The sequence below is a fragment of the Pantoea sp. Fr+CA_20 genome (genome assembly GCF_024520835.1).
Taxonomy (GTDB): Bacteria; Pseudomonadota; Gammaproteobacteria; order Enterobacterales; family Enterobacteriaceae; genus Pantoea; species Pantoea allii.
Genome location: NZ_JALNPN010000008.1, coordinates 1 through 17,791, shown reverse-complemented (window position 1 = coordinate 17,791; position 17,791 = coordinate 1). Strand labels below are relative to the sequence as shown.

The following is a 17,791-nucleotide window of genomic DNA, read 5'->3' as shown; positions in this document are numbered from 1 at the left end:
CCGGTTATCTTAACGCTTACGCCACAGCGTCACCTGAGCGAGCGTGTGCTGGAACTTACGGGCCGTTTCACGGATGACAAACGGCACATCCTGTGAAGAACCAATTTGCTCGAAGTCCGCGGCCAGCAGGCGTTGTAACGCTTGCAGAGTGGTCAGGGCTTCGCCATTCTCACGCACGCCGCCCAGCCAGTTTTCCTTCGGTGTAAACTCTTCCAGCCAGGTATAAGGCGATGACAGCACTAAGACACCACCCGGACGCAGCATCGGTGTTACATCCTGAAGGAAGCGCGCCGGCTGACGCAGACGATCGATCAGGTTCGAAGCCAGCACCAGATCGTAACGCGCGGGTTGAGGCTTCATATTACAGGCATCGCCCTGTACAAACTGAATACGCTTCGCCTGTTCGTTACTGACATCAAAGTCCTTAAGCCGTACCTGCCGATATTCCACCAGCTCGCCTTCTTCTGGCACCACGTATCGGAAATCTTCGCCGGTCGTGAGCTGTAGCGCCACATCGATAAAGCGCGCCGAATAATCCATCCCGGTGACATGTTCAAAGTGGCGGGCAAGCTCGAAACTGGCGCGGCCGGTTGCACAACCGATGTCCAGTGCTTCACCTCGATTCTGACTGTGCGGCAGGGCCAGTTTGACCAGTGCTTCAGCGTAGTTATCGACACCGAAATAGCGCGGACCGTACTGGAAATCGAGATACTGCGAAACCATGCTGTCTGTTTCATAGGGATTCAGCGCCATGGTTTCCTGATGCGAGGAGACCACATAGCGGAAACCGGCATGCTGGAAAAAGTGGCGACGGAAAGCATAACGTGACGATTTGATCGCCTCATTGCCGGTAGAAATCCAGCTTCCACCTTTTATAAGTGAGTGCTTACCATCAAAGGTGGGCGTAGAGAAATCGTCATACAGCGGATGGACTTTAAACCCCTCAAAACCATTGATCGGCGTCGTTGTCCATTGCCAGACATTCCCCACGATGTCGTAAAACTCACCCTGAGGGAAACGATCGACCGGGCAGGAAGAAGCCCAGTAAGCCAGGTTAATATTGCCCGGAGCCTGCTGCCAGTCTGGCTGATCGCCTTCTACCTGCCCACGGAGTTGGTACCATTCAGCCTCACAGGGTAGCTGCACTGATTTACCGGTTTCTTCTGCTTTCCAGCGACAGAAAGCAGCGGCTTCCAGCTGATTGACTTCCGCTGGCCAGTCCCAGGGCATGGAAATTTCTTCACACATCAGGCGGAGTTTTAGCTGATCGGGCATCGTAGCGTCGCCCACCCAGAAGGTGGGCATCTCTGCCTGCGCAAACTGACGCCAGCCCAAACCTTCTTCATCCCACCAGCGGGTTTCCCGATAGCCACCAGCCTGCACAAACTCATAAAATTCTGCATTACTGACCAGCATTTTGCTGGCTTTAAACGGTTTTAGCTCAATTTGCTGAGTACCGTATTCATTGTCCCAACCATAGGTCTCATCTGTCTTGCCAAGGGTGATGTGACCGCCGGGCTGGGGAACCAGCGTATTCGCGGGTACTGACTGTCGGTCATGGCGCGCTTCAGCACACGCAGGCCACTGCGGCTGGGATTTCACCCATTCAACCGGCAACTGACGAATCAGTACGCTAGAGGTTTCGAGGTGGATTCGCTCATGCTCAATGCCCATAAGGATCACCCAGGCCGGGCTGTCCCAACGAATGGGCAGTTCAAGCGGCATCTCCTGAATAAATTGCGTCACTAATGCTTTTACGCTGCCGCGATAGTCGCGCACGGCTTCCACTGTAGGCCAGTCATAATGGTTGTCGTTGAGGTCATCCCAGCTCATTTCGTCCACGCCGATGGCCAGCATGGCTTCAATGTGGTCATCAATGCGGTCATCGATGTAACGGCCCGCCATTAACTTATTAATGTAGAAGGTGGCGGTGTGACCAAAATAAAAGATCAGCGGATGGCGCAGGGGAATCGCTTTGGTAAACCAGGCGCGCTGATCGTTAAGACAGGTAAACAGGTCTTCGTACAGCGCCCAGGTCTGATTGAAGTAAGCCAGCAGCTCTGCACGTTTTTGTTCGACATTTTGGCCAGAGAGCATCAGCGTACGGGTCGGCGCAGGTAAATCGCGATGGGGTTGAACGGTATTCACAGGACACTCCTGATTGCTGAATAAGTAATTGCAGATATTTACTATAAAGCAAAATGGAATTTCTGCTGCCTCGCTTAACGGCGCCAGTGACGTAACAGGCGGCTCTTTAAGCCGGTATCGAAACGCCAGATGTGATCGAAGATGCGCATAATGCCGGGTTTTCCATGCGTAGACATGGCGACGGCATGGAAGCGCTGCTGCTGTTGCTGCTGACGGTGTTTAACGCTGCGTACCACCTCTTCTGGCAGGCGCTGCGCAATAAAATCCGACACTATCACGGCATCGGCATCGTGCCATAACGCGCCCTCCATCCGCTTGACCACGGCTGAAAGACAGGCCGCGAGGTCGGTTCCGCCACGAAAACGTTGGCTGAGAAAACGGATGGCCTGCTCCAGTCCGTCATCACCTGTTAATTCGTAACCAATTACGTCATGGGCGAATAACATGATGTAACAGCGGCGGCGATCGGCCAGTGCGACCTTGAGAAGTGCCAGGCAAAAGGCTTTTGCGCAGCGTTCATTAAAACCGCCCATCGAACCGGAGGTGTCGACACACACGATAAACGGACCTCGTGGCTGTTCTTCGTGCTGCTGGTGGCTGACGGGACGTTGGGTGATTTTTTCATGCCAGGCATCACCCTGAAGTTTGTAAGTAAGCAGTCGCTTCTCTACCAGCCTGCGGTAGAACTCAAGTTCAAGCTCGCTGACGCTTAACGCCGCCAGCTCGGGCGGCAGCAAACGCAGCACATCATCACTCTGATGAATGCCGCTGACTTCTTCCGGTACGGCATCAGGTTCGCGCACCAGGTGATGAAAGGCCTCCATCGGTGCGTCCTGCGAGGGAACCGATTTTGCTTCACGGCTGCGGCCTAACTGCTGGGCCAGCTCCATTAATTCAGGCTGCTGCGCCAGAAACTCACCGTATTGCAGCATCAGCTGGTAGTCGCCGTGCTGAAGCGGGGCTTTGCCCATATCCCATAAGCGTCCGGCTGCGGCTTCGTCATCGTCTGCCAGAACAGGCGCCAGTTGACCGCTCAATGCCATACGTTGCTGTAACTCGGCCATCAGACGTTCGCGCTGCTGCTCAAGAAGCTGCTCATTAAGCGTGAGCGTTTGCAGCGTAAGGCTGAGCCGCCAGCGTTGCAGGAACAGCGTATGCTGGGCGCTGCTAAGATTGCCGGGATCGTTATGAAGCAGCAGGCGTTGTGCCTCTTCCAGAAAAGGGGACGTCAGACGTTCAAGGTGAGCAAGGGTTTCATCAAGCTGCTGGCTGAATTCACGATCGCTGAGTAACTGAATACGCTGGAATAACTGAAACTCTTCCGCCAGCGCTTCCGGTACGGGCGTGGCTTTGAGTTCGGCATCAATCTCCGCCTTCCAGCGAGGAACGTCGCGTAACAGCGCCTTTTTCATGCCGGGGAATTTTTCAAAGAACAGGGCCAGCTGTGGGGACGCGAGGAGTGCCAGAATTAACTCTTCAATCAGTTCGGTTTCACCGATTGACAGCAAGGTACTCAGCGTCTCCAGAGAGATCATTTACGCGCCTGTTTAAGTTGTTCCGCCACGTCCTGCAGGCTGGTTTCGACGCGAGCCAGCCAGTCATCACTGATAAACAGGCAACGTTGTTGCTGGCTGAACTGATGGCGCTGCTGACGTAGCTGGCTGTCGAGTTCATCCAGCGCTTCGCGGATTTCCTCAGGCAGCGCATCACTGCTGCTTGCGCCTGGCAGAGTCAGCCTGGACGTTTGCAGACTGACATCACGCACGGCCAGACAATGTTGAGCATCCACCAGCATATCCAGCGTTTGTGCAAAGCCAATGCCGTTTAATTTGCCGCGAACGTCACCACCTTTCTGTAGCCAGTGATTCAGCGCTTCACGCTCAATAACCAGATGCGTGACCTGCATATCATGCAGTGTAAGCGGCTTTTGCAGCATCAGGGTCAACTGCGCATCGGTAAAGCTTTCGGGCATATCGTAATGCGGTTTACGGCTGAACATGCCGCTGTGTTTCTCAAGCGTAATGGCGACGGCCACGCTTTGCTGCTGTTGCAGTGCCAGACGTCGCGCCTTGAGTTGCTGAAGCCTGAGTAGCATGGACTGCTGTTGCCAGGCATGTTGCGTCATCAACTGATCGATTTCGCGATCCAGAAGTTGCATCGAAGTGACGTCGTGCCACAAACAGTCTTTCAACAAGATCAGATCCAGCGGAGCAATGGTGTTTCGCCCGCTGTAAAAGGCGCTGGCCTGCAGCAGATGTATGGCTTTTTTCCAGCGACGATCGGAGATGTAAGGCGCGTCTGGCAACTTTTCCAACTGCTGACGTAGCTGATAGATCAGTTCGAACACGTTATCGGGCAGCGTGACCTGACTGATACCTTGTTGCCATTGCACATACTCTTCGTCGCTGATGCGCAGCGATTCGGCGACCGGATTGTCATTTTCATCCTGATGATGAGTCAGCATGCTGCGGAAGTTCTGCTTTTCATGCACGTTATCCAGCCACAGACGAATTAACATACGGTCATAGAGGGCTTCGAGCCCGCTGTCGGCTTCCGGTAGCTCATTCGAGGCCGTGACCAGCAAGCGCATGGGGATTTTTTCTTCGCTATCACCGTTGCGGAAACGGCGTTCGTTGATGGCGGTGAGCAGCGTGTTGAGGATTGCCGGGCCTGCTTTCCAGATCTCATCCAGAAATACGATTTCTGCATCCGGTAGATAGCCTTTGGTCAGCCGCTGATAGCGGCCTTCATCTTTTAACGCCTGAATCGACAGTGGACCAAACACTTCTTCCGGCGTGGAAAAGCGGGTCATCAGATACTCAAAGGCGCGGGCATGCTGGAAGGCGCACTTCAGGCGGCGGGCAATCAGGCTTTTTGCTATGCCCGGCGGCCCCAGCAGAAACACGCTTTCGCCGCTGAGGGCGGCGAGAAGACAAAGGCGAATGGCATGATGACGCTCATACAAACCTTTTTCTAACGCATTGCTGAGACGAGAAATTCTTTCTGCCAAAAGATGGGGTTGAGCCATAATCACATCAATGTCCTTACAATCGTCGAGCCGCCGCGTTTTAGCGAACGCAATACTCTATAGGGTATGATGCGCGAAAGCGTTAATCGATGTCAGCTTTTTTGTTTCAGAAGGTTCGACAACACGGCTTTAAAGATTGCAGGCAACAGAAAAAACAGGGGATGGCCGTCTGTTACCACGACGGAGGTAGGAATTTTTGTGAATACGTGCATACTGTGCGCTTTTTGATGGCTTGTGCGCCTCTCAGACTCCAACAAAAGATAATTTTATGAGCTCGGATAATAAGCACTCACTAGGCGGATTAACGCTGGCTGCCATTGGTGTCGTCTACGGAGATATCGGCACCAGCCCGCTTTACACCTTACGCGAATGTCTTTCGGGGCAGTTTGGCTTTGGCGTGGAACGGGATGCGGTCTTTGGCTTTCTTTCGCTGATTTTCTGGCTGCTGGTGCTGGTGGTGTCGCTGAAATATATCAGCTACGTGATGCGTGCCGACAATGCCGGAGAAGGCGGTATTCTGACGCTGATGTCGCTGGCGGGGCGAAATACGGGCGGACGTGCCACTGCGATCCTGGTGATTATGGGGCTCATTGGCGGCAGTTTTTTCTATGGTGAGGTGGTGATCACCCCTGCCGTATCCGTATTGTCGGCGATTGAAGGTCTGGAAATCGCTGCGCCAAGCCTCGACAGCTATATTGTGCCGATGGCCATTGCCGTGCTGACCCTGCTGTTTGTCATTCAAAAACATGGCACCGGTATCGTGGGTAAACTGTTCGCGCCCGTCATGCTGCTGTGGTTTATCGTCCTGGCCGTACTGGGTGCGCGCAGCATTCTTAATAATCCTGAGGTATTACAGGCGTTAAACCCCTACTGGGCGCTGCACTTCTTTGTGGAATATAAGACAGTTTCCTTTTTTGCGCTCGGCGCGGTGGTACTGGCGATTACGGGCGTCGAAGCACTGTATGCGGATATGGGGCATTTTGGTAAATTCCCTATCCGGCTGGCATGGTTTGTGGTGGTGCTGCCTTCGCTGGTGCTAAACTACTTCGGTCAGGGCGCGTTATTACTGAAGCATCCTGAAGCGATCAAAAACCCGTTTTTCCTGCTGGCACCCGACTGGGCGCTGATTCCCATGTTAATTCTGGCAACGTTAGCCACCGTCATCGCCTCACAGGCGGTGATTTCCGGGGTTTTCTCGTTAACCCGCCAGGCCGTGCGCCTGGGCTATTTACCCCCTATGCGCATCGTTCATACATCAGAAAATGAGTCTGGGCAGATCTATATTCCGGTAATTAACTGGCTGCTTTATTTCTCTGTTGTGATTGTCATCATCGGCTTTGAGCACTCCAGTAACCTGGCCGCGGCTTACGGTATTGCAGTGACGGGGACAATGGTACTGACCTCTATTCTTTGCGCGACCGTCGCGATACTGAACTGGCACTGGAATCGTTATCTGGTGGGGCTGATTTTAATTGCCATGCTGTGTATTGATGTGTCGCTGTTCTCGGCCAACCTGATCAAGATTTTCTCTGGTGGCTGGCTGCCGCTGACGCTGGCGCTGATGATGTTTATCGTGATGACCACGTGGAAGAGCGAACGTTTTCGTTTGCTGCGCCGCATGCATGAACACGGTAACTCCCTGGAGGCGATGATTGCGTCTCTGGAAAAATCGCCGCCTGTGCGCGTGCCGGGCACCGCGGTTTACATGTCGCGTGCACTGAACGTTATTCCTTTTGCCATGCTGCACAACCTTAAGCACAACAAGGTGCTGCATGAACGCGTCGTGCTGTTAACCCTGCGTACTGAAGAGGCTCCTTACGTGCATAACGTTCGGCGCGTCACCATCGAACAGCTGTCGCCCACCTTCTGGCGCGTGGTGGCAAGTTACGGCTGGCGCGAAACACCGAACGTGGAAGAGATTTTCCACCGTTGCGGTCTGGAAGGACTTAACTGCCGGATGATGGAGACGTCTTTCTTTATGTCCCATGAATCGCTGATTATCGGTAAACGGCCCTGGTATTTGCGTCTGCGCGGCAAGTTGTTTATGACGCTACAACGCAATGCGCTGCGTGCGCCCGATCAGTTTGAGATCCCGCCAAACCGGGTAATAGAACTGGGTACGCAGGTCGAGATTTAGACGACGACTGCGCCTGCCGGTCAGGCGCAGTATGTTACCAACGTAGCGTGACGCATAATCCGCCGCCGGGATGCGGAGTAAAGTGCAGTGTCATGCCATGCAGCTGTGCAATATTGCGCACTATCGATAACCCCAGCCCACTGCCGCTTTTTTCCTGCCCCGGCGGACGCCAGAAACGTTCCCCCAGGCGTTGCAGTTCATCTGCCGATAAACCGTTGCCGTTATCTTCCACCTTTAACGTATTCTGGCTAAGGGTAAGGTCAACGCGGCTGCCTGATGGTGTATAGCGGATAGCATTATCCAGCAGATTTCTGATCAGCAGAGACAGCAGCAGCGCATGTCCCGAAATAACCGGATCGGCGGTAGCGTTAAGGCGTAACCTAATGTCAGCCTTATCTGCCAGCGGTAACTGTGAAGCCAGCGTGTCCTGTGCCACCTTTTTCAGCATAACGGGCTGGAACGCCTTGCGGACATCATCGGCTTCAATGCGCGACAGCGTAAGCAACTGATCAACCAGGCGGGTGGCCCGGACGATACCGGCATCCAACTGCTGCAGCGCGTGGGTGCGCATCGCCTCGTCATCGGCGGCCAACTGAATGACTTCGCTTTGCACCTGCAGCGCGGCCAGCGGGCTGCGTAATTCGTGAGCCGCATCGGATGTGAAGCGGCGTTCCCGCTGCATCATGGTATGAATGCGGCTGAACAGGCCGTTAAGTGCATCAATCAACGGGCGGACTTCTTTAGGAACGCGCTGGGCCTGCAAGGGCGCGTCATCATCGGGCGCGCGCGCGGCAAGCTGCTGGCTCAGTTTTTTTAGTGGACGAAGTTCGTACCAGACCAGGCCCGTCAACATCAGCAGCATAAAAGGCAAGGAAATCAGCCAGGGCATCATGCCGGCATTGACCAGATCTTTTGCCATATCGTCACGGTATTCCCACTCCTGGCCGACGACGACACGGTAACGTTGATCGGGCGTGGTCAGCCAGACAAAGCGCCAGAGATCGTCATCCCCGTTAAGCTGGCCATTCTGGAAACCTTGATGATCCGCATTAAAGGGCAGATCTTTGCCATTATCGCCATCGTTGAGGATCTGTTTCCCCGCGCGGTCGAATACCGCGAAGGCCAGCGCGTCATCGTCCTGTTCGCCACGGTTATGGTGTAACAGCGTTTTCGTTTTTGGCAGCGACGTGCCGTTGAGCGAGGTAAAGTCCAGGGTCAGCAGGCGTTTAGCGAGCAACATTTGTTGCGTATCAAACAGCTCATTAATGGTGTCACGCGTTTTATACCAGGCGCTGAGCGTCGCTGTTCCCCAGCAAATGCCCAGGATCAGCACCAGGCCAATGCCAAGACGCAGGAACAAACTCATCGATCGCATTCGCTGTCTCCCAGCGTATAACCCACGCCGTGGATAGTGCGGATAAAGCGATTACCGAGCTTCTTACGCAGATGATGAATGTGTACTTCCACCGCGTTACTCGACACTTCGGTATCCCAGGTATACAACTTTTCTTCAAGCTGGCTACGCGTCAGTACCCGACCCGGATTACGCATAAACAGCTCAAGCAGCGCCAGCTCACGGCTTTTTAACGCAATGTTTTCGCCGTTTCTTTCTACGCTGAGATTGCCGGGAATCAATACCACATCCCCGTGGCGCAGTTCGGGCTGAAGTTGCCCGTGGCGGCGGCGAATCAATGCCTGTAACCGTGCGGCAACTTCTGTAAGGGCAAAGGGTTTGCACAGATAATCGTCAGCCCCCATCTGTAATCCTTCAACGCGTTGATCCAGGGCATCGCGGGCAGTGAGGATAAGGACCGGCACATCGTGCCCCTGCTGACGCCACTGGCGCAATATGTCCAGCCCGTCACGCTCCGGCAGGGACAAATCAAGTACGACCGCATCCCACGGTGCCGCCGTTAATGCCTGAAAACCCGCCTCACCTGAGACAAACCAGTCGACGCTGAACCCCAGCTTACTGAGCCCTGCTTTGATGCCATCTCCAATCAGGCGATCGTCTTCAATGAGTAAAATTCGCATTCTCTCTCCCTTTTAATAAGCGATTTATACGAAGCTGGGTGACCGTTGTACAGCGAGTTTGGCTAAAAACTGAGGTTATTTTCGCCTTAAGATCCTGTTAAGAACTCTATGTTTTACTACAGCCACTGACATAACAGCTTCATGGACAAGAGGTGACAAAATGAAAAAGTATGCTGCACTATTAGCCGTGACTATGCTGGCTTCTGCGCCGGTATTTGCCGCTCAACAGGGCGGATTCGTTGACCCGAATGCGTCAGCACCGGCAGCACATCATCAGCAAGGCGGTTTTAAAGCCGGTCAAAGCAGCGTTGTGACGGTGAAACAGGCTGAAGAAATGAAAGATGACAGCTGGATTACCGTTCGTGGCCAGCTTGAAAAGCAGGTTGGCGACGAAGATTACCTGTTCCGTGACGAGACCGGCACGATGAAGGTAGAAATTGACCACAAGCGCTGGAACGGCCTGACCGTTTCGCCAAAAGATCGCGTCGAACTGACGGGTGAACTGGATAAAGATTTCAACAGCATTGAGCTGGACGTTAAACAGGTCAAGAAGCTGCCATAACGCCCCCCAAATGGACCGCCCCGGCGGTCCATTTTCCGCTTTGGCTATGCGCCTAACTCAAATTCTTTTCTGCAACAGCGAAACGTTTCGATAACGATCACAAATTTTTGATCCTGTGGTTGAGTTGTAACCTGTTTTTTATACACTCCAGAAAGCGAAACGTTTCGCTATGGAGTGTAAAAATGAAAAAAGGTCGCTTGTTAAACGCTGAACTCTCTCACGTTATCGCCCGCCTGGGCCACACGGACACGTTAACGATCGCCGATGCGGGCTTGCCGATTCCGGCAGGACCACAACGTATCGATCTGGCGCTGACGCCGGGTACGCCGGGATTTATGCAGGTGGTAGAAGCCGTTACGCTTGAGATGCAGGTGGAAAGCGCCTTTATTGCGGAAGAAATTAAGCAGCACAATCCGCAGCTCCACAGCGAACTGATCGCCGTGCTCGACGCATTGCAACAGCACCAGGGAAACACCATCACTACCCGCTACATCAGTCATGAACAGTTCAAACAACAAACACAACGTAGCCAGGCGGTCATTCGCAGCGGAGAGTGTTCTCCGTTTGCGAATGTCATCCTGAGCGCAGGTGTGACCTTCTGAGGCCATTATGCAACCCTTACTGCAGCTTAAAGGCATCGAAAAATCATTTCCCGGCGTTAAAGCGCTGAATGGTGCGTCATTGTCAGTCTGGCCGGGACGCGTAATGGCGTTGGTAGGTGAAAACGGCGCCGGCAAATCCACCATGATGAAGGTGCTCACCGGTATTTACAGCCGTGACGCCGGTTCGCTGTTATGGCTTGGTGAAGAAACCACGTTTAGCGGACCTAAAGCATCGCAGGAAGCGGGCATTGGTATTATCCATCAGGAACTTAACCTGATCCCTCAGTTAACCGTCGCGGAAAACATTTTCCTGGGGCGTGAATTCGTCAATGGTTTTGGCTGTATTAACTGGAAGCGGATGTATGCCGAGGCCGACGCGCTGCTGAAACGTCTGAATCTGCGTTTTAACAGCCATAAGCTGGTGGGCGATTTATCCATCGGCGATCAACAAATGGTCGAGATTGCCAAGGTCCTGAGTTTCGAGTCGAAAGTCATCATTATGGATGAGCCGACTGACGCGCTCACGGATACCGAAACCCTGTCGTTGTTCCGGGTCATCAATGAGCTGAAAGCGCAAGGCTGCGGTATCGTTTATATCTCCCATCGCATGAAAGAGATTTTCGAGATTTGCGATGACGTCACGGTGTTTCGCGATGGCCAGTTTATTGCTGAACGTGCCGTCAGCGATCTGAGTGAAGAGAGCCTCATTGAGATGATGGTGGGCCGTAAACTGGAAGATCAGTATCCCCATGTTGACGATGCTCCGGGCGAAGTGCGTCTTAAAGTGGAAAACCTTAGCGGGCCTGGCGTCGATAACGTCTCGTTTACCCTGCGTAAAGGTGAAATTCTGGGCGTGTCTGGGCTGATGGGCGCCGGACGTACCGAACTGATGAAAATTCTTTACGGTGCTGCGCCCCGCAGCGCTGGGCAGATCTGGCTGAGTGGACGTGAAGTGGTGACTCGCTCACCACAGGATGGCCTTGCCAATGGCATCGTGTATATCTCGGAAGACCGTAAGCGCGATGGCCTGGTGCTGGGCATGTCAGTAAAAGAGAACATGTCTCTGACCGCACTGCGCTACTTCAGCCACATGGGCGGCAGACTCAGGCACGCTGAAGAACAACTCGCCGTCAGCGACTTTATCCGCTTATTTAACGTTAAAACGCCGTCAATGGAGCAGCCGATTGGCCTGCTGTCAGGCGGTAATCAGCAAAAAGTCGCGATTGCCCGCGGGCTCATGACGCGCCCCAACGTATTGATTCTTGATGAACCGACGCGCGGTGTCGACGTGGGGGCAAAGAAAGAGATTTATCAGCTTATTAACCAGTTCAAGGCCGAAGGGCTGAGCATTATTTTAGTGTCGTCAGAAATGCCAGAAGTTCTGGGCATGAGTGATCGCATTGTCGTGATGCATGAAGGCCGTTTAAGCGGCGAATTTACCCGTGAAGACGCTACTCAGGAAAGCCTGATGGCGGCAGCCGTCGGTAAGCAACACAGTGAGGATTTAGTTGTATGACCACCCAAACCGTTCCGTCTAACCGTCGCTGGTTCAGCAAAGCCTGGTTGCTTGAGCAAAAGTCGCTGATTGCGTTGATTGTGTTGATTGCCGTGGTCGCGAGCCAGAGCCCAAATTTCTTTACCGTGGCAAACCTGTTCAACATCCTGCAGCAGACATCGGTCAACGCCATCATGGCGGTGGGCATGACGCTGGTTATTCTGACATCCGGTATCGATCTGTCTGTGGGATCGCTGCTGGCGCTTACGGGCGCGGTGGCGGCATCGCTGGTAGGGATGGAGGTAAATGCCTTTGTTGCCGTAGCGGCTTCGCTGGCGTTGGGGGCCGCTATTGGTGCGGTCACCGGCACCATTGTGGCGCGCGGTAAGGTGCAGGCTTTTATTGCCACGCTGGTGATGATGTTGTTACTGCGCGGTGTCACCATGGTGTACACCAACGGCAGCCCTGTGAATACCGGCTTTAATGACAATGCCGACCTGTTTGGCTGGTTTGGTATCGGTCGTCCGTTGGGCATTCCTACACCGGTATGGCTGATGGCGGTGGTGTTCGTGGCAGTCTGGTACATGCTGCACCACACGCGGTTGGGCCGCTATATCTATGCGCTGGGTGGTAATGAAGCCGCAACACGTCTTTCCGGCATTAATGTTAACCGGGTCAAAGTGATTGTTTACTCACTGTCCGGCATGCTGGCGGCGCTGGCGGGTTCTATCGAAGTCGCCCGTCTTTCTTCAGCCCAGCCGACGGCCGGAACAGGTTATGAACTGGATGCCATTGCCGCCGTTGTTCTGGGTGGTACCAGCCTGGCGGGCGGAAAGGGCCGGATTGTTGGCACCTTAATTGGCGCATTAATCCTCGGCTTTTTGAACAATGGTTTAAATCTGATGGGTGTATCTTCGTACTACCAGATGATCGTAAAAGCGGTAGTCATTCTGCTGGCGGTGCTGGTGGACAATAAAAGCAGCAAATAACTCAGACCTTTATACAGGATAAAATGATGAAAAAGTTAACTGCATTAGCTGTGATCCTTGGTGCAACGCTCAGCGCCAGCGCAATGGCTAAAGATACCATTGCCTTAGTTATCTCTACGCTGAACAACCCGTTTTTCGTTTCACTGAAAGAGGGTGCACAAAAAGAAGCCGATAAACTGGGCTACAACCTGGTCGTGCTGGATTCACAGAACAACCCGGCAAAAGAACTGGCCAACGTTCAGGACTTAACCGTGCGCGGGACGAAAGTGCTGCTGATTAACCCTACCGATTCTGATGCTGTCGGCAACGCAATCAAAATGGCTAACCAGGCGAAGATCCCGGTGATCACCCTGGACCGTGTCGCTGCACAGGGCACCGTGGTCAGTCACGTGGCATCTGATAACCGCTTTGGCGGTAAAATGGCGGGTGACTACATCGCACGTAAACTGGGTGATAACGCGAAAATTATCGAATTAGAAGGCATCGCGGGTACCTCGGCTGCACGTGAACGTGGCGAAGGTTTTAAACAGGCCGCTGATGCACATAAATTCCAGATTCTGGCCAGCCAGCCGGCTGACTTTGATCGTACTAAAGGTTTGAACGTTATGCAGAACCTGCTGCAGGCGCATCCGGATGTGCAGGCTGTGTTTGCTCAGAACGATGAAATGGCGCTGGGTGCACTGCGTGCGCTGCAAACGGCGGGCAAAACCGATGTAATGGTTGTGGGTTTTGATGGCACGCCAGATGGTGTGAAAGCGGTTGAAGGCGGAAAACTGGCCGCGACCGTGGCTCAGATGCCAGAGAAAATTGGCATGATCGGCGTTCAGACTGCTGATAAAGTGCTGAAAGGTGAAAAAGTGCAGGCGATCAATCCGGTCGACCTGAAACTGGTTACCAAATAAATCGAAGAAAAGCAGGGCACTGCGTCACCCGTCGGTGGCGCACTTATTTCGGACTCTCCCAATGAGCAAAAACGCAAAACTGGCCGTTCTCGGTAGCATCAATGCTGACCATATCCTTAATCTGGCTCACTTTCCCCGCCCCGGCGAAACGGTGATCGGGCAGAAATATCAGATTGCGTTTGGCGGTAAAGGCGCAAATCAGGCTGTCGCCGCGGGCCGTGCGGGTGCCGATATTGCCTTTATAGCCTGTGTCGGTGCCGATGACATTGGTGAACGCATCTGCCAGCAGTTAGCGCAGGACAATATTGATACCCATCCAGTAGAAGCGGTCGAAGGTGAATCTACCGGTGTCGCGATGATTTTCGTCAACGGCGAAGGTGAGAATAATATTGGCATCTATTCCGGTGCTAACGCGGCGTTAACGCCGCAGTATGTCGAACGTCACCAGCAGGTGATTGCGCAGGCCGATGCCTTGCTGATGCAGCTTGAGTCGCCACTGGACAGTGTTTTAGCTGCGGCGACCTTAGCCAGACAGCATCAGACCCGCGTAATTTTAAATCCCGCCCCGGCGACAAAACTGTCCGATAGTTTGTTAGCGCTTATCGACATCATTACGCCGAATGAAACTGAAGCAGAAATTCTCACCGGCATCGCGGTTAATAATGATGACGATGCCGCACGTGCCGCCGCCGCATTGCATGACAAAGGTATTGCGACCGTCTTGATCACCCTTGGCCGTCGCGGCGTCTGGTTGAGTGAAAATGGTAAAGGGCAGCGCATTGCGGGTTTTGACGTTAACGCGGTCGACACCATTGCGGCTGGCGATACGTTTAACGGGGCATTTATCACAGCTCGTCTTGAAGGTAAGGCCATGCATGATGCCGTTCGCTTTGCCCACGCCGCCGCAGCAATTGCGGTAACCCGTTCTGGCGCCCAGCCTTCTGTACCCTGGCGTGCGGAGATCGACGACTTTTTACAGCAGCAGGGTTAAGCGCTTGGCTACGATGAAAGATGTTGCCAGACTGGCGGGAGTGTCAACTTCAACGGTTTCACACGTTATCAATAAGAACCGTTTTGTCAGTGATGGCGTGCGTGAAAAAATCGAACAGGCGATCCGCGATCTTAATTATGCGCCGTCGGCATTAGCACGTAGCCTTAAGCTTAACCAAACCAATACCATTGGTATGTTACTGACCGCCAGTAGTAACCCTTTTTATGCTGAAGTCGTGCGCGGCGTAGAAGACAGTTGCTATGAGCGTGGATACAGCCTGATTCTGTGTAATACCGCTGGCGATGAAGCGCGCATGAACCGCAGTCTGGAAACGCTGCTGCAAAAGCGCGTGGATGGTTTACTTATCATGTGCACTGAAAGCCATCTACCCTCGGCTGAAATCCTTAATCGTTATCCTTCTATCCCAATGGTGATGATGGACTGGGCACCTTTTGAAGGCCGGGGCGATATTATTCAGGACAATGCGCTTCTGGGCGGTGAACTGGCAACACAGCATCTTATTGATAGTGGCTATTCACGTATCGCCTGTATTTCAGGGCCGCTTGATAAAACGCCGGCGCGTATGCGACTGGAAGGGTATTACCAGGCGATGCAGAAAAACGGTCTGGATGTTCCGCCCGAATATGTTGTGAGTGGCGACTTTGAGTTTTCAGGCGGCTACAACGCAATGTTTGAATTGCTGGCGCTGGACAGGCCCCCGCATGCCGTTTTTACCAGCAATGACGCGATGGCGGTCGGGGTTTATCACGCGTTGCATCAGGCCGGATTGCAGATTCCACGAGATATGGCGGTGATGGGATATGACGACATTGAACTGGCGCGCTATATGTCACCCCCGCTCAGTACCATCCATCAACCCAAAGACGAACTGGGTGAACTGGCGATAGATACGCTGATTCATCGTCTGAGCAATCCCGACGTCAGTCAGCAAACGCTGGTGCTGACGCCGGAGTTAGTACCGCGAGGCTCGGTTTAAGCTTTCTTCTTTTTGTCCCGATTGCTAATCAGGTTACGTCCGTCACCGTTGCGCAGCATCATAAATGTCAGCGCCGACAGCACGGTAACAATGCCCATCGTCAGGAAGGTAGAATGGAACTGTTCTACCGTCGTGCCATCAAATTCCTGATAAAAACGCAGTACGGCAGCACTGACCGCGACGCCAAAACTGATAGCCAGTTGTTGCGTTACGGCTAAGACGCTATTTCCACCGCTGGCGTTGTCGTCATCTAAATCGGCCAGAGTAATCGTGTTCATCGCTGTAAACTGGGTGGACATCGCCATGCCCAGCAGAAAGAGCGGTATCAACAATAACGCGATGCTTTCAGAAGGCGACTGCAGGGAGAAGCTGGCGATCATAAACCCGATGATTACCGTAATGCTCACCAGCAAGCGGCGATAACCAAACCAGCGCAGCAGTTGCGTCACGCTCTGTTTCGCGAGAATAGAGCCAACGGCCGTTGGTGCCATCATGCATCCTGCCAGAATCGCTGAATAACCAAATCCCACCTGAAGCATCAGCGGCATTAAAAATGGAACACAGCCTGTACCCAGTCGTGAAGCGATATTGCCAATGATACCTACCGAGAAGGTGCGGGTCTTAAACATGGGCAGATTGATCAGGGGAGAAGGATGGCGCCGGGCATGTGCTATATAGAGAAGCAATAACACAATACCGCCGCACAGTACCGCTGCCGCAATCCAGGGCGAGACAATGCGCTCACCAAATAGCTCGATACCTGTAGAGAGCATCACCAATCCAATTCCGAACAGTAGAAAGCCCAGAAAGTCGAAGCGGCGTTTTGGCGTGGTGAAGTCAGGCATATATTTTCGCGCATAGAATATGCCAAGTATGCCAATAGGGATGTTAATCAGGAATATCCAGTGCCAGGTGGCATACGTCACCATAACACCGCCCAGCAGAGGCCCAAGGATTGGCCCCACTAAACCTGGCATCGTCACAAAGTTAAGGATGGGCAGGAGTTCACTGCGCGGATAAGCACGCAGGAGTGCCAGGCGGGCCACCGGCATCATCATTGCGCCACCGACTCCCTGAATGATGCGTGAAGTGACCAGAACCGATAAAGAGGGCGATAAGGCGCAGGCTAACGACCCCAGCGTAAAGAGAGAGACGGCAATCATGAAGATTTTGCGTGTGCCGTAACGATCTGCAAGCCAACCGCTAACCGGGATAAGCATGGCAACAGTTAAGGTATAGCTGATCACGGCGGACTGCATGGCAAGGGGGGAACGCTCAAGGCTGGTGGCGATCGCGGGCAGAGCGGTATTCAATATGGTGGCATCCAGTGATTGCATAAAGAATGCCATAGCGGCAATCCATGGCAGACCGGCCATACTGCGCGCGGATGTGATCATTGAGCGTCCTTCGTAATGTTTTCAGCAAAGATAATGAAGAAGAATAGCATTGGCAGAAATGCACAATACGCCTCTTTTCATGACTGTGTGGTGATTTCCGTGCGTTCTTTAGGCAGGAAGTGTTGGTTTTTAGCGCGTTCGTTTAAAAATAAACCGCTCAGTCATTTTTTTGTAATTAATGCTTGTCACTCAGAGAGAACGCCCTATAATGCGCCTCCACTGACACGGCACAACGGCTTACGGAATGCGGTGTCGGGAGGTTCAGGAAACTGAATCGCCGGAGAAAAACTTCTGAAAAAGAAGTTGACTCTGAAGGAGGAAAGCGTAATATACGCCACCTCGCGACAGACGGTTAACCCGCTGTTCGCACTGCTCTTTAACAATTTATCAGACAATCTGTGTGGGCACTCGCAGGATTGATATCAGCGTCTCCGGACGTAAAAAATATCAAGTCTCACGAGTGAACACATAATGAAATTCATTATGACGTTTTACAGATGAGCACCGCT

Annotated in this window: 14 protein-coding genes; 8 read left to right on the top strand and 6 right to left on the bottom strand. The window is 53.1% G+C overall.

The window, feature by feature from the left end:
• Window positions 1-9: 9 nt before the first annotated feature.
• From ovoA to ravA, 3 genes are all read right to left on the bottom strand, one after another.
• Window positions 10-2,148 (bottom strand): 5-histidylcysteine sulfoxide synthase, encoded by a 2,139-nt coding sequence (ovoA, locus tag NR177_RS11910; protein WP_256852964.1) that lies wholly within the window; start codon window positions 2,146-2,148, stop codon window positions 10-12.
• Between the two features lie 74 nt (window positions 2,149-2,222).
• Window positions 2,223-3,683: an ATPase RavA stimulator ViaA gene (gene viaA, locus NR177_RS11905; RefSeq protein WP_256852963.1), complete on the bottom strand. Its 1,461-nt coding sequence runs from the start codon at window positions 3,681-3,683 to the stop codon at window positions 2,223-2,225.
• Complete coding sequence (gene ravA, locus NR177_RS11900; protein WP_256853004.1) at window positions 3,680-5,176, bottom strand: ATPase RavA; 1,497 nt, start codon at window positions 5,174-5,176, stop codon at window positions 3,680-3,682. The genes viaA and ravA overlap by 4 nt, the downstream gene beginning before the upstream one ends.
• A 268-nt stretch (window positions 5,177-5,444) precedes the next feature.
• Between ravA and kup the strand changes: the two genes are divergently transcribed.
• Window positions 5,445-7,313 (top strand): low affinity potassium transporter Kup, encoded by a 1,869-nt coding sequence (gene kup, locus NR177_RS11895; RefSeq protein WP_241568099.1) that lies wholly within the window; start codon window positions 5,445-5,447, stop codon window positions 7,311-7,313.
• Between the two features lie 34 nt (window positions 7,314-7,347).
• Here kup and qseC read toward each other — a convergent pair whose 3' ends face one another.
• Both qseC and qseB read right to left on the bottom strand, forming a co-directional pair.
• Entirely contained in the window at window positions 7,348-8,688 is a 1,341-nt protein-coding gene (qseC, locus tag NR177_RS11890) for a quorum sensing histidine kinase QseC (RefSeq protein ID WP_256852962.1), read from the bottom strand.
• Complete coding sequence (qseB, locus tag NR177_RS11885; protein WP_063877760.1) at window positions 8,676-9,347, bottom strand: quorum sensing response regulator transcription factor QseB; 672 nt, start codon at window positions 9,345-9,347, stop codon at window positions 8,676-8,678. Before qseB ends, qseC begins: the two co-directional genes overlap by 13 nt.
• 160 nt (window positions 9,348-9,507) lie before the next feature.
• Between qseB and NR177_RS11880 the strand changes: the two genes are divergently transcribed.
• The 7 genes from NR177_RS11880 (at window position 9,508) to rbsR (ending at window position 15,885) form a co-directional block, all read left to right on the top strand.
• Complete coding sequence (locus NR177_RS11880; protein ID WP_109717958.1) at window positions 9,508-9,909, top strand: YgiW/YdeI family stress tolerance OB fold protein; 402 nt, start codon at window positions 9,508-9,510, stop codon at window positions 9,907-9,909.
• A gap of 182 nt (window positions 9,910-10,091) precedes the next feature.
• Window positions 10,092-10,511: a D-ribose pyranase gene (gene rbsD, locus NR177_RS11875; RefSeq protein WP_109717959.1), complete on the top strand. Its 420-nt coding sequence runs from the start codon at window positions 10,092-10,094 to the stop codon at window positions 10,509-10,511.
• 7 nt (window positions 10,512-10,518) lie between these two features.
• Window positions 10,519-12,027, top strand: coding sequence for a ribose ABC transporter ATP-binding protein RbsA (rbsA, locus tag NR177_RS11870; protein WP_063877757.1), 1,509 nt, complete (start codon window positions 10,519-10,521; stop codon window positions 12,025-12,027).
• Entirely contained in the window at window positions 12,024-12,995 is a 972-nt protein-coding gene (gene rbsC / locus NR177_RS11865) for a ribose ABC transporter permease (protein ID WP_256852961.1), read from the top strand. Before rbsA ends, rbsC begins: the two co-directional genes overlap by 4 nt.
• Window positions 12,996-13,021: 26 nt before the next feature.
• Window positions 13,022-13,897, top strand: coding sequence for a ribose ABC transporter substrate-binding protein RbsB (gene rbsB / locus NR177_RS11860; protein WP_063877755.1), 876 nt, complete (start codon window positions 13,022-13,024; stop codon window positions 13,895-13,897).
• Window positions 13,898-13,958: 61 nt separating this feature from the next.
• Window positions 13,959-14,888, top strand: a complete 930-nt coding sequence (rbsK, locus tag NR177_RS11855) for a ribokinase (RefSeq protein ID WP_063877754.1) — start codon at window positions 13,959-13,961, stop codon at window positions 14,886-14,888.
• 13 nt (window positions 14,889-14,901) lie between these two features.
• A complete protein-coding gene (gene rbsR, locus NR177_RS11850) occupies window positions 14,902-15,885 on the top strand; it encodes a ribose operon transcriptional repressor RbsR (protein WP_063877753.1) in 984 nt (327 codons plus the stop codon).
• On the opposite strand, the gene mdtD is transcribed toward rbsR, so the two are convergent.
• Window positions 15,882-17,282: a multidrug transporter subunit MdtD gene (gene mdtD / locus NR177_RS11845; protein WP_096012541.1), complete on the bottom strand. Its 1,401-nt coding sequence runs from the start codon at window positions 17,280-17,282 to the stop codon at window positions 15,882-15,884. The genes rbsR and mdtD overlap by 4 nt on opposite strands.
• Window positions 17,283-17,791 lie beyond the last annotated feature (509 nt).